The sequence below is a fragment of the Bradyrhizobium sp. DOA1 genome (genome assembly GCF_001593325.1).
GTDB lineage: Bacteria > Pseudomonadota > Alphaproteobacteria > Rhizobiales > Xanthobacteraceae > Bradyrhizobium.
Window position 1 is genome coordinate 6,859,604 of the sequence record NZ_JXJM01000001.1, and the last position, 12,633, is coordinate 6,872,236.

The window sequence follows — 12,633 nt, forward strand, 5'->3', positions numbered from 1 at the left end:
CCCAAGAAAAACCAAACGATTCCATGACCTCCGAACGCTATAACGCCCGCGACGCCGAGCCGCGCTGGCAACGTCTCTGGGATGAGCAGGCGATCTTCGTCTCCAAGAACGACGATCCGCGGCCGAAATACTACGTCCTCGAGATGTTCCCCTACCCCTCCGGGCGCATCCATATCGGCCATGTCCGCAATTATACGCTCGGCGACGTGCTGGCCCGCTTCATGCGCGCCAAGGGATTCAACGTGCTGCATCCGATGGGCTGGGATGCGTTCGGCCTGCCGGCGGAGAACGCCGCGATCGAGCGCAAGGTGGCGCCGAAGGCCTGGACCTACGACAACATCGCCGCGATGAAGAAGCAGCTCCGCTCGATCGGGCTGTCGCTGGACTGGTCGCGGGAGATCGCGACCTGCGATCCCTCCTATTACAAGCACCAGCAGAAGATGTTTCTGGACTTCCTGCGCGAAGGCCTTGCCGAGCGCGAGAAGCGCAAGGTGAACTGGGATCCCATCGACATGACCGTGCTCGCCAACGAGCAGGTGATCGACGGCCGCGGCTGGCGTTCCGGCGCCGTCGTTGAGCAGCGCGAGATGAACCAGTGGGTCTTCAAGATCACGAAGTACTCGCAGGAGCTCTTGAGCGCGCTGGACGGGCTCGACCGCTGGCCCGACAAGGTGCGGCTGATGCAGCGCAACTGGATCGGGCGCTCGGAAGGCCTGCTGATCCGTTTCGCGCTGGACGCGGCGACGACGCCGGCCGGCGAGACCGAGCTGAAGATCTTCACGACACGCCCGGACACGTTGTTCGGCGCGAAGTTCATGGCGATCTCGGCGGATCATCCGCTGGCGCAGGCAGCGGCCGCGAAGAACCCTGAGCTTGCGGCATTCATCGGCGAGATCAAGAAGATCGGCACCGCGCAGGAGGTGATCGACACCGCGGAGAAGCAGGGTTTCGACACCGGCATCCGCGCGGTGCATCCGTTCGATCCGTCCTGGAAGCTGCCGGTCTATGTCGCCAATTTCGTGCTGATGGAATACGGCACCGGCGCGATCTTCGGCTGCCCCGCGCATGACCAGCGCGACCTCGACTTCGTCAACAAGTACAATCTCGGCAACACGCCGGTGGTCTGCCCCGAAGGGCAGGAACCGAACAGCTTCGTCATCACCGACACCGCCTATGACGGTGACGGCCGCATGATCAATTCGCGCTTCCTCGACGGCATGACCATCGATGCGGCGAAGGAAGAGGTCGCAAAACGGCTGGAAGGCGAACTGCGCGGCAACGCGCCGGTCGGCGAGCGTCAGGTCAATTTCCGCCTGCGTGACTGGGGTATCTCGCGCCAGCGCTATTGGGGCTGCCCGATTCCCGTCATCCACTGCCCGAAATGCGATGTCGTGCCGGTGCCGGATGCCGATCTGCCGGTGAAGCTGCCCGACGATGCGACGTTCGACAAGCCAGGCAACGCGCTCGACCATCACCCGACCTGGAAGCACGTCACCTGCCCGCAATGCGGCGGCAGCGCTAGCCGCGAAACCGACACCATGGACACCTTCGTGGATTCGTCCTGGTATTTTGCGCGCTTCACCGATCCCTGGAATGAGAACGCGCCGACGACGCCCGCTGTCGCCAATCGGATGCTGCCGGTCGACCAGTATATCGGCGGCGTCGAGCACGCGATCCTGCATCTGCTCTACAGCCGCTTCTTCACCCGCGCGATGAAGGCGACGGGGCACATTGCGCTGGACGAGCCGTTCGCCGGCATGTTCACGCAAGGCATGGTGGTGCACGAGACCTATCAGAAGGCCGACGGCACCTACGTGCAGCCGGTGGAGGTGAAGGTCGAGGTCGCCGGCAATGGGCGTCGCGCGACGCTGCTGGCCTCGGGTGAAGACATCCAGATCGGCCCGATCGAGAAGATGTCGAAGTCGAAGAAGAACACGGTCGATCCCGACGACATCATCGCGACCTACGGCGCCGACGTCGCCCGCTGGTTCATGCTGTCGGACTCCCCGCCCGAGCGCGACGTGATCTGGAGCGACGAACGCGTCCAGGGCGCCTCTCGCTTCGTGCAGCGGCTATGGCGGCTGGTGAACGACAGCGTCGAACTGAGCAAGACGGCGCCGGCCACCCGGCCGGCTTCGTTCGGCCCGGATGCCACCGCCTTGCGCAAGGCTGCCCACGGCGCCCTAGACAAGGTCACGACCGGCATCGAGCGGCTGCACTTCAACGTCTGCCTCGCCCATATCCGCGAATTCACCAATGCGCTGTCCGAGGTGCTTCAGCGGCCCGGCCAGCCCACCCCGGACCTTGCCTGGGCGATCCGGGAGGCCGGCCAGATCCTGGTCCAGCTGTTCTCGCCGATGATGCCGCATCTGGCTGAGGAGTGCTGGCAGGCCTTGGGGCAAAGTGGGCTGGTTTCGGAGGCCAATTGGCCCCAAATCGAACGCGATTTGCTGGTTGAAGACAGCGTGACCCTGGTTGTCCAGGTCAACGGCAAGAAGCGGGGTGAGGTCACAGTTGCAACACTGGCCCAGAATCCGGAAATCGAGGCTGCCGTTTTGGCCCTCGATGCGGTAAAGCTGGCCCTGGACGGCAAGCCCGTCCGCAAGGTGATCATCGTCCCCAAGAGGATCGTGAATGTTGTCGGCTAGGTTCCGCATCGCAGCCCGCTTGCTGGCGGTCGCCGCCCTGGCGGCGCTGACGGCCGGCTGCTTCCAGCCGATGTATGCCGAACGTGGCGACGGCACCCCCGGCCTGCGCGAGAAGCTGATGGGGGTCGAGCTCCCGCCGATCAACAAGCCCAACGCCTCCCGCGACGCGCGCATCGGGGTCGAGGTCCGCAATGCCCTCGCGTTCAAGCTTTACGGCACCGCGACCGGCATGCCGCCGACGCACCGCCTGGACATCCGCTTTAACTCCACCCGCTCGTCCCTGATCGTCGATCCCAACACCGGCCTGCCGAGCACCGAGAATTACGGCATCGACTGCCAATACAATCTGGTCGAGGTCGTCAGCGGCAAGTCGGTGATGACCGGCACCACGTTCGCGCGCGTGTCCTATGACATGCCGGGCTCCTACCAGCGTTTCTCCCGCAATCGAGCGCTGCGCGACGCGGAAGACCGCGCCGCCAACGAGATCGCCGAGAACATCAATACAAGGCTCGCGGCGTTCTTCACCGCCGGCACCTGACCCTCGCGGTCATTCCGGGACATGCGAAGCATGAACCCGGAATCCAGACATTGCGGATCGAGATTTTCATGTGCGCAATTGCGCACGTAGTTCGGCTGTTCGAGCCGCCCCGGAATGACGCCGTTGAGGCAACATGGTCGCGCTGCGCGGAAAAGAGATCGACGCCTTCCTCGCCCGCCCCGATGCGGGACGGCCGATCATCCTGCTCTACGGTCCTGACGCGGGCCTCGTGCGCGAGCGCGCCGAGGCACTGATCGCCTCCGCCGTCGACGATCCCAACGATCCGTTCGCACTGGTGAAGCTCGACGGCGACGAGCTCTCTGCCGAGCCGTCACGCCTCGTCGACGAAGCCATGACGGTGCCGCTGTTCGGCGGCCGTCGTGCCATCCGCATTCGCGCCGGTTCTCGCAGCTTTGCCAGCGGCGTCGACACTCTGGCCGAGATGAACGTGAAGGATTGCCGCATCGTGATCGAGGCCGGCGAGCTGCGCCCGGAATCACCGCTGCGCAAGGCCTGCGAGAAAGCCAAGACGGCGGTTGCGATCGGCTGCTATCCCGACACCGAACGCGACCTTGCCAAGCTGATGGACGACGAGCTCCGCATCGCCAATCTGCGCATCGCGCAGGACGCGCGCGCGGCGCTGATGTCGTTCCTCGGCGGCGACCGCCAGGCCTCCCGCAACGAGCTGCGCAAGCTCACGCTCTATGCGCACGGCAAAGGCGAGATCACGCTTGATGACGTGATGGCCGTCGTCGCCGATGCCTCCGAGCTGAAGCTCGATCCCATCGTCGATGGTGCTTTCGCTGGCCGGCCCGACATCGTCGAGACCGAGTTCGCCAAGGCCATGATTGCCGGCACCTATCCCGGCGTGATCATTTCTGCCGCGCAGCGCCAAGCCGCATGGCTGCACAAATCGGCGCTCGCGATCGCCGACGGCACGCCGGCTTCGGCCGTGCTCGACGGCGGCTATCCGCGCCTGCATTTTTCGCGAAAACCGGCGGTCGAGACCGCGCTGCGCAACTTCAGCCCGGCCCGGCTCGCTGCCATCATCGAGCAGCTCGCGACCGCCGCGCTCGACACCCGCAAGCAAGCAGCACTAGCTCCAGCTATCGCCCAGCGCACGCTGATGGCGATCGCGGCGAATGCAAAGCGGCGGGGGTAAGCCTCTCGACGTCATTGCGAGGAGCGTAAGCGACGAAGCAATCCAGAATCCCTCTGCGTAAAGATTCTGGATTGCTTCGCTGCGCTCGCAATGACGGTGGTAGAACCTCATCCTGAGGAGCGCGCTCTTGCGCGCGTCTCGAAGGATCAAAAGGCCCGGGCCCTCGCCCTTCGAGACGCCGCTTCGCGGCTCCTCAGGGTGAGGGTGACAGAATGCGAATGACGACTACAGCCCGCCCTTTGCCAGCCGCTTCATCACCTCATCGAGCTGATCGAGGTTGCTATAATTGATCTGCACGGAGCCGCCGGGGTCGCGGTGATTGACGGTGACCTTGAGCCCGAGCGCGTCGCTGACGCGCTTTTCGAGGTCGATGGTGTCGGGATCCTTTTCCTTAGCGCCGGTGCTGCGCGCCTTCTGCGGCTTGCGCTCCGGCACGCCCTCTTCATGCGCGAGCGCCTCGGCCTGGCGGACATTGAGGCCCTCCGCGACGATGCGCTTGGCGGCGCCGAGCGGATCGGGCACCCCGATCAGGGCGCGGGCGTGCCCGGCCGTCAGTTCGCCGGTTGCGATGAAGGCCTGCACCTCGGCCGGCAGCTTGGTCAGCCGCATCATGTTGGCGACATGGCTGCGGCTCTTGCCGACGACCTTTGCGATGTCGTCCTGGCTGCGTTTGAACTCGTTGGCGAGCGCGTGATAGCCCTGCGCCTCTTCCAGCGGGTTGAGGTCTTCGCGCTGCACGTTTTCCACGATCGCGAATTCCAGCGCATCGCTGTCGCTGATGTCGACCGGTACGATGGGCACGTCGTGCAGGCCGGCCATTTGCGAAGCGCGCCAGCGCCGTTCGCCGGCGATGATCTCGTACCGGTCCTGCGCGCCCTTCACTGGCCGCACCACGATCGGCTGGATCACGCCGTGCTGCTTGATGGACTCGGAGAGCTCCTTGAGCTCGGTGTCCGAAAAGGTGCGGCGCGGGTTACGCGGATTGGCCTTGATGAATTCGATCGGCACCTTGCGCTGCGCGCGCGGACGATCGACGTGCTGAGCCTCGCCGCCGACATCCCCGATCAGACTTGCAAGACCCCGGCCCAGTCGCGAACGCGCTTCGTCGGCCATCGCCAGCTCCCTTGGATTCACGGTGCAGCACTCCAGAACTAAATTTCAATCGTAGGGTGGGTTAGCGAAGCGTAACCCACCTCTTCTGTTTCCACAGAGATAGACAGTGGTGGGTTACGCCTTCGGCTAACCCATCCTACGGCAGCATCAATGCGTCGTGCGCAGCTCGCGCTCGCGCTGGATCACTTCGGTGGCGAGCCGCAGATACGCTTCGCTGCCGACGCATTTGAGATCGTAGACCAGCACCGGCTTGCCGTGGGACGGCGCTTCGGAGATGCGCACGTTGCGCGGGATCATGGTCTTGTAGACCTTCTCGCCCATGAACTGGCGGACGTCGGCGACGACCTGATTCGAGAGGTTGTTGCGCGAGTCGAACATGGTCAGCACGATGCCGTGGATCGACAAATTCGGATTGAGCGTCGAGCGCACCTGCTCCACCGTCTGCAGTAATTGCGACAGACCTTCGAGCGCGAAGAACTCACATTGCAGCGGCACCAGAATCGCATCGGACGCCGCCATCGCGTTCACCGTGAGCAGGTTGAGCGAGGGTGGACAGTCGATCAGCACATAGGTGTAGTCCGCATCGGGCGAGACGTTGTTGTTGAGCGCACCAATGGCATCGCGCAGCTTGAAGGCGCGGCCGGGCGTGGTGCCGAGCTCGAGCTCGAGGCCGGAGAGATCCATGGTCGAGGGCGCGATATGCAGCCGCGGCACTGCAGTCGAAACCACCGCTTCACGCAGAGGCGCTTCACCGATCAGGACGTCGTAGGTCGAGCAGGAGCGGCTGCGGCGATCGATGCCAAGGCCGGTCGAGGCGTTGCCCTGCGGATCGAGATCAACGATCAGGACGCGTTCGCCAATCGCAGCGAGCGCCGTGCCGAGGTTAATCGCTGTGGTTGTTTTTCCCACACCGCCCTTCTGATTCGCCAGCGCCAGGATGCGCGGGTGGCCATGCGGCACCTCGGGCTGCTCATGGCCGGATTGTTCTTGCTGCGGCTCGTCAATGACGCTCATCGCCAATTCCCCACTCAGGCCCTAATGCCTCACCCGCGCCGTTCGACGGACGTCAGTTCGACGATCCAGCCGTCCCCGGTACGGCTTCGATGGAGCTGAGGCTGAATATTCCAATATTTAGCGGCTTCGGTCAATTCTGCCTCTACATCTTGACCCTTCGGAAACAACGCTTTTGCGCCCAGGCGCATCAGCGGCTCCGCAAAGCCGATCAGTTGATGTAGCGGAGCCAGTGCACGCGCGGTGACGCAATCGACGGGGCCGGTGATTCTATCCACATTATCCCCGATCTCAGCGAGATGTACGACCCCCGGAGATGTGGTGACGCGGATCGCTTCACGCAAAAAAGCGGCCTTCTTGGCGATTCGTTCGACGAGATGGACGCTGGCGCCCGGTATGCCGGCCATCGCGCAGGCCAGGACCACTCCCGGAAAACCGCCGCCGCTGCCGAGATCAGCCCAGCGCTTGGCCGATGGCGCGAGGTCGACGAGCTGGAGCGAGTCGGCGATGTGCCGGGTCCAAAGCTGCGGCAAAGTCGAGGGCGCGACCAGATTGGTCTTGGCCTGCCACTCCCGGAGCAGCGCGATGTAGCGATCGAGCCGCTCCTCGATTTCACGTGAAACGGGAGCGAGCTGGAGCGCCTCGCGCTTGTCGGCGGCGATGGCGGCGTCGAGCGACTGATCGTTAGCGACAGTTTCCTCGATCTTCCGCTTGGCCGATGTCGGCTCCACTTGTCGACGGCCCTCACCCGCTCCGGGTCGTCGCGATAGCGGTTTGTCCCCGCCTAGTCCGCGCTGTTTCACGTGAAACGCCTATGCGATTGCCTTGGAAGTCTTCCGAGCTTCACGGCGGAGATAAGCCGCGAGGATGCCGAGCGCTGCCGGCGTCATGCCGTCGATCCGGCCGGCCTGGCCGACCGTGAAGGGCCGCGCCTTCTCCAGCTTGGCCCGTACTTCATTGGAGAGCCCGGGCACCAGCTGATAGTCCACGTCCGCCAGCACCAGTCCCTCGTCGCGCCGGAAGGCTTCAACGTCCGCGCTCTGGCGTTCCAGATAGACATCGTACTTGGCGTCGATCTCAAGAGGGGTTGCAATCACGGGATCGATGGCCGACAGCTCCGGCCAGATCGCGCGGACCTGGCTCCAGCCGATCTCCGGATACGCCATCAGCTCGAACGCCGAGCGGCGCTGGCCATCACGGTTCAGGGACAGGCCATGCTTGATCGCCTCGTTCGGCGTGATCGTCAGCGACTTCGAGAGCATCCGGGCGGCATTCAGGGCGTCCATCTTGGCGCGATGGTGCTGCGTGCGGGCATGCCCGACGCATCCCAGGACGATACCCTTCTCGGTCAGTCGTTGGTCCGCGTTATCGGCTCGGAGGGTCAGGCGGTACTCGGCCCTGGAGGTGAACATCCGATAGGGCTCGCTGATCCCACGGGTGACGAGGTCGTCGATCATCACGCCGAGATAGCCGTCGGCACGATCGAACACCGTCAAGGCCGCCCCGCTCGCGGCGAGCGCTGCATTCAACCCGGCCACGATGCCCTGCCCAGCGGCCTCTTCGTATCCAGTGGTGCCATTGATCTGGCCAGCCAGGAACAAGCCGCGCAGACGCTTGGTCTGCAAGGTCGGATCGAGCTCGCGGGGATCGATATGGTCGTATTCGATGGCATAGCCCGGACGGACCATCTTCACCCGCTCCAGGCCAGGAATGCTGGTGAGGATCGCGAGCTGGACCTCCTCCGGCAGCGAGGTCGAGATGCCGTTGGGATAGACGGTGGTATCGTCGAGCCCTTCCGGCTCCAGGAAGATCTGATGCCCGTCACGATCGCCGAAGCGGACGATCTTGTCCTCGATCGAGGGGCAATAGCGCGGTCCGGAGCTCTTGATCTGGCCGGAGTACATCGGGGAGCGATGGACATTGGCGCGGATCACCTCATGGGTCTCCGCGGTAGTGCGGGTAATCCCGCACTGGATCTGCGGGGTCGTGATCCGCTCGGTCATCACTGAGAACGGCTCCGGCGGCTCGTCTCCGGGCTGCATTTCGACGGCCGACCAGTCGATCGTGGTGCCGTCGAGACGCGGCGGGGTGCCGGTCTTCAGACGTCCGAGGGTGAAGCCGGCGCGCTCAAAGGAGGCCGAAAGACCCATCGCAGGGGCCTCGCCGACCCGGCCGGCAGGCCAGTTCTTCTCACCGAGATGGATCAGACCGCGCAAGAAGGTGCCGGTGGTGACCACCACAGCCCCTGCCCGAAGCTCCCGGCCATCCGCCAGGCGCAGGCCGGTCACCCTGCCTTCGACCACGATCAGCTCGTCGGCTTCACCCTCAACGACAAAGAGACCTGCCGTCTCACGGATAGCGGCCTGCATCGCCACCGCATAGAGCTTCCGGTCAGCCTGGGCCCGGGGACCACGGACAGCGGGGCCCTTGCGGCGATTGAGGACACGAAACTGGATGCCCCCGGCATCGCCGACCCGGCCCATCAGACCATCGAGGGCATCAACCTCACGGACCAGATGTCCCTTGCCGAGCCCCCCAATGGCGGGATTGCAGGACATAGCACCGACGGTGGAGAAACGGTGCGTCACCAAAGCGGTCGCCGCCCGCATGCGTGCAGCAGCGGCCGCGGCCTCACAGCCGGCGTGGCCACCACCGATAACGATGACGTCGAAACTCTCTCGCTCCGTTCGCATGGCCGGAGTTCTAGCTCAGAGGTATGAAAGCCGGAAGGGGAAACTCGGAGAGCCGGTGTTTCACGTGAAACAGCGAGGGGTGGAAGGGTTAGGCACCCCCATCCGCGAAAACAACCCCATGCACACTAGAGAGGATGTTGATGGGCTTACTGTTTCATGTGAAACATGACGCGCCGAACCGAGACCGATCGATAACTAGGTGAGCGCCGCGCCCGTCGTTGCGCGCGCGTAGCGAAGCAACCCAGAATCCCTCCTCCGAGACAGACTAGATTGCTTCGTCGCAAGAGCTCCTCACAATAACGTGGAGGGATGCAAGTGCTGTTTCGCTGCTGTTTCACGTGAAACAAGAAATGGAACGAGCGCTAGTTCTACAATGAAGAACTAATACTACTTTCCGATGCAGAACTTCTGAAAGATGGCCCCAAGGACGTCCTCGACGTCCACTCGGCCGAGCAGACGGCCCAAGGCAAAGGCCGAGGCGCGCAGCTCTTCGGCGGCGAGTTCTTCGCCCTCTTCTACGAGGTCCAGACTCCGGCGCAAGCTGTCGGACGCTCGGACCAACAGATCCCGTTGTCGGGCCCGGGTGATCACTGCGCCCTCGCTCATTCCAAAAAAATCGGCCACAAATCCTACGAGCGCTTCGACCAGCTCCGGGATGCCGTCGCCCCGGCTCGCGGAGATTCCGAACTCGCCGGGAGGCTGGCCGGCCCCGACACCGCCGAGATCGATCTTGTTCCGGACGATCCAGACCGTCCCGTCCGGCCGCTGTGTGGGCTGGCTCCCCTCGACCAGCCACAGCACCAGGTCGGCCTCCTCGGCCCGCGCCCGCGCCCGGCGCACGCCTTCCTGCTCGACCGGATCATCGGTTTCTCGGATGCCGGCAGTGTCGATCACGGTGACCGGATAGCCGTCGAGGTCGAGCTGCACCTCGATCACGTCGCGCGTGGTGCCGGCGTGCGGCGAGACGATCGCGACCTCGCGGCGCGCAAGTTGGTTGATCAGCGTCGATTTACCGACATTCGGCTCGCCAGCGATCGCAACCACCAGGCCATCGCGCAAGCGTTCGGAATGTCCCTGTGCCGCAAGGACTTCCGCAATTTCGTCGTGCAGGGCTTTGATCGCTTTGATCGCCGGCGCCATCAATTCTGCGGGCACGTCGCCTTCGTCGGAAAAATCGATGCCAGCCTCGATCAGCGCGGACGCTTCGATGATGCGCTCGCGCCAGTCGCGCGCGCGGTCGCCGAGCAGGCCCTGCAGCTGGCGCAGCGCCTGGCGGCGCTGACGGTCGGTGTCGGCGTGGATGAGATCGTCGAGGCCCTCGGCTTCGGTGAGGTCGAGCTTGCCGTTCTCAAATGCGCGCCGCGTGAACTCACCGGGATCGGCCGGCCGGGTATTCGGAATTAGCGAAATAGCTGAGAGCAGCGCGGTCAGCACCGCACGTCCGCCATGGACGTGGAATTCGGCAATGTCCTCGCCCGTCGCGCTGCCCGGTCCTGGAAACCAGAGCACGACGGCATCGTCGATCGGCTGGCCTGCGGTGTCGCGGAGCAGCCGACGGCTGGCCTGCCGAGGCGCAGGCAGCTTGCCGGCGAGGATCGTCAGAACTTGACCGGCTTGCGGGCCCGAGACGCGCACCACGGCGATCGCGCTCGGCGCCCGGCCGGACGACAGCGCAAAGATAGTCTGGTCGCGTGGATGCATGGCCTATTTGTCCGGCTCCCGATGAAAACGCAAACATCGTCGGTGGACCGACGAATTTGCTGCACGAATACACGCAGCAAGTGGCATTATTGCAGCGCAATATATCGGCAGTATTTTGCTGCAGGACTTCTTGACCAGCAGGGGGATTAGCTGCGCAAATCTCAAGGATTATTTCGAAATATCAACATATTAAGCCAAGAGTAGACAAAGGGCGGAAGCCATCCTTCATGCTGCATATTTGGCGCAGCAAAGCTGCACAAAAGAAAAGGGCGCCCGAAGGCGCCCTTGAATGAATTGCTGCAATGCACTCAGGTGTTCATCGAGTCGAAGAACTCCGAATTGCTCTTGGTCGAGCGCAGCTTGTCGAGCAGGAAGTCGATCGCGTCCATCGTGCCCATCGGATTGAGGATGCGGCGGAGCACGTACATCTTCTTGAGCACCTGCGGATCGGTGATGAGCTCCTCCTTGCGGGTACCGGAGCGGGAGATGTCGATCGCCGGGAAGGTGCGCTTGTCCGATACCTTGCGGTCCAGGATCAGTTCCGAGTTACCGGTGCCCTTGAACTCTTCGAAGATGACTTCGTCCATGCGGCTGCCGGTATCGACCAGGGCGGTCGCGATGATCGTCAGCGAGCCGCCCTCCTCGATATTGCGGGCGGCACCGAAGAAGCGCTTTGGGCGCTGCAGCGCGTTGGCGTCGACACCGCCGGTCAGCACCTTGCCGGATGACGGCACCACGGTGTTGTAGGCACGGCCGAGGCGCGTGATCGAATCGAGCAGGATCACGACGTCGCGGCCATGCTCGACCAGGCGCTTGGCCTTTTCGATCACCATCTCGGCGACCTGGACGTGGCGCACCGCCGGCTCGTCGAAGGTCGAGGACACGACCTCGCCCTTCACCGAACGCTGCATGTCCGTGACTTCTTCCGGACGCTCGTCGATCAACAGCACGATCAGATAGCATTCGGGATGATTGTGCGTGATCGAGTGTGCGATGTTCTGCATCAGCACGGTCTTACCGGTGCGCGGCGGCGCCACGATCAGCGCGCGCTGGCCCTTGCCGATGGGCGCGACGATGTCGATCACGCGTGCAGAAAGGTCTTTCCGCGTCGGATCGTCGATTTCCATACGGAAGCGCTGATTCGGAAACAGCGGCGTCAGGTTGTCGAAATTGACCTTGTGCTTGGCCTTTTCCGGGTCCTCGAAATTGAGCGTGTTGACCTTCAGCAGCGCGAAATAGCGCTCGCCCTCTTTCGGGCTGCGGATATGGCCTTCGATGGTATCGCCGGTGCGCAGGCCGAAGCGGCGGATCTGCGAGGGCGAAACGTAGATGTCGTCCGGGCCCGGCAGATAATTCGCATCGGGCGAGCGCAGGAAGCCGAAGCCGTCGGAGAGCACCTCGACGACGCCTTCGCCGACGATATCGGTCTCGGCCAGCGACAACTGCTTGAGGATGGCGAACAGCAGCTCCTGCTTGCGCATGGTGCTGGCATTCTCGACCCCGTTTTCTTCCGCGAACGAGACCAGCTCGGCCGGGGTTTTCGACTTGAGATCCTGAAGTTTAATTTCCCGCATTGGGGTGGTCCTGTGGGGTAACCTTGGAAGGGGGGTGCGAGGTGGCTCTGAAATGCGGACGCGAGCAGGTGCAGGTAAGGTCCGCAGGTCTGGCAAGGTTAAGTGCCGGAGAGGCTTCAAACCTGATGCGGTGTCCGGCTTTTAAAAAGCTCAGACACAACCACATCCGCCTGCGTTGGGTGGGATGGAGATA

Annotated in this window: 9 protein-coding genes; 3 read left to right on the forward strand and 6 right to left on the reverse strand. The window is 63.6% G+C overall.

Annotation, left to right across the window (positions count from 1 at the left end):
- The first annotated feature begins 23 nt into the window (after positions 1-23).
- The 3 genes from leuS (at position 24) to holA (ending at position 4,348) form a co-directional block, all read left to right on the forward strand.
- Entirely contained in the window at positions 24-2,648 is a 2,625-nt protein-coding gene (gene leuS, locus SE91_RS31770) for a leucine--tRNA ligase (RefSeq protein ID WP_061850466.1), read from the forward strand.
- On the forward strand, positions 2,635-3,186 hold the full coding sequence (gene lptE / locus SE91_RS31775; protein ID WP_008539593.1) for an LPS assembly lipoprotein LptE: 552 nt from the start codon (positions 2,635-2,637) through the stop codon (positions 3,184-3,186). The genes leuS and lptE overlap by 14 nt, the downstream gene beginning before the upstream one ends.
- A 133-nt stretch (positions 3,187-3,319) precedes the next feature.
- The gene (gene holA / locus SE91_RS31780; protein WP_061850467.1) at positions 3,320-4,348 is read left to right on the forward strand and encodes a DNA polymerase III subunit delta; all 1,029 of its coding nucleotides are present in this window, start codon (positions 3,320-3,322) and stop codon (positions 4,346-4,348) included.
- 225 nt (positions 4,349-4,573) lie between these two features.
- On the opposite strand, the gene SE91_RS31785 is transcribed toward holA, so the two are convergent.
- The 6 genes from SE91_RS31785 to rho all read right to left on the reverse strand — a co-directional run bounded on the left by SE91_RS31785 (position 4,574) and on the right by rho (position 12,440).
- Positions 4,574-5,461 carry a ParB/RepB/Spo0J family partition protein gene (locus SE91_RS31785; protein ID WP_060734410.1) on the reverse strand — a complete coding sequence of 296 codons (888 nt, stop codon included), beginning with the start codon at positions 5,459-5,461 and terminating at the stop codon, positions 4,574-4,576.
- Between the two features lie 147 nt (positions 5,462-5,608).
- Positions 5,609-6,475, reverse strand: coding sequence for a ParA family protein (locus tag SE91_RS31790; protein ID WP_061850468.1), 867 nt, complete (start codon positions 6,473-6,475; stop codon positions 5,609-5,611).
- Positions 6,476-6,504: 29 nt separating this feature from the next.
- Positions 6,505-7,134 (reverse strand): 16S rRNA (guanine(527)-N(7))-methyltransferase RsmG, encoded by a 630-nt coding sequence (gene rsmG / locus SE91_RS31795; protein WP_502687184.1) that lies wholly within the window; start codon positions 7,132-7,134, stop codon positions 6,505-6,507.
- Positions 7,135-7,284: 150 nt separating this feature from the next.
- On the reverse strand, positions 7,285-9,165 hold the full coding sequence (gene mnmG / locus SE91_RS31800) for a tRNA uridine-5-carboxymethylaminomethyl(34) synthesis enzyme MnmG (RefSeq protein ID WP_061850470.1): 1,881 nt from the start codon (positions 9,163-9,165) through the stop codon (positions 7,285-7,287).
- Between the two features lie 387 nt (positions 9,166-9,552).
- On the reverse strand, positions 9,553-10,866 hold the full coding sequence (gene mnmE / locus SE91_RS31805) for a tRNA uridine-5-carboxymethylaminomethyl(34) synthesis GTPase MnmE (protein ID WP_061850471.1): 1,314 nt from the start codon (positions 10,864-10,866) through the stop codon (positions 9,553-9,555).
- 308 nt (positions 10,867-11,174) lie between these two features.
- Entirely contained in the window at positions 11,175-12,440 is a 1,266-nt protein-coding gene (gene rho / locus SE91_RS31810; protein ID WP_011083462.1) for a transcription termination factor Rho, read from the reverse strand.
- Positions 12,441-12,633: the final 193 nt, after the last annotated feature.

Coding starts and splice junctions, on each gene's coding strand:
- holA (WP_061850467.1), top strand. CDS start 3,320: ATGGTCGCGCTGCGCGGAAAAGAGATCGACGCCTTCCTCGCCCGCCCC.
- leuS (WP_061850466.1), top strand. CDS start 24: ATGACCTCCGAACGCTATAACGCCCGCGACGCCGAGCCGCGCTGGCAA.
- lptE (WP_008539593.1), top strand. CDS start 2,635: ATGTTGTCGGCTAGGTTCCGCATCGCAGCCCGCTTGCTGGCGGTCGCC.
- SE91_RS31785 (WP_060734410.1), bottom strand. CDS start 5,461: ATGGCCGACGAAGCGCGTTCGCGACTGGGCCGGGGTCTTGCAAGTCTG.
- mnmG (WP_061850470.1), bottom strand. CDS start 9,165: ATGCGAACGGAGCGAGAGAGTTTCGACGTCATCGTTATCGGTGGTGGC.
- mnmE (WP_061850471.1), bottom strand. CDS start 10,866: ATGCATCCACGCGACCAGACTATCTTTGCGCTGTCGTCCGGCCGGGCG.
- rho (WP_011083462.1), bottom strand. CDS start 12,440: ATGCGGGAAATTAAACTTCAGGATCTCAAGTCGAAAACCCCGGCCGAG.
- SE91_RS31790 (WP_061850468.1), bottom strand. CDS start 6,475: ATGAGCGTCATTGACGAGCCGCAGCAAGAACAATCCGGCCATGAGCAG.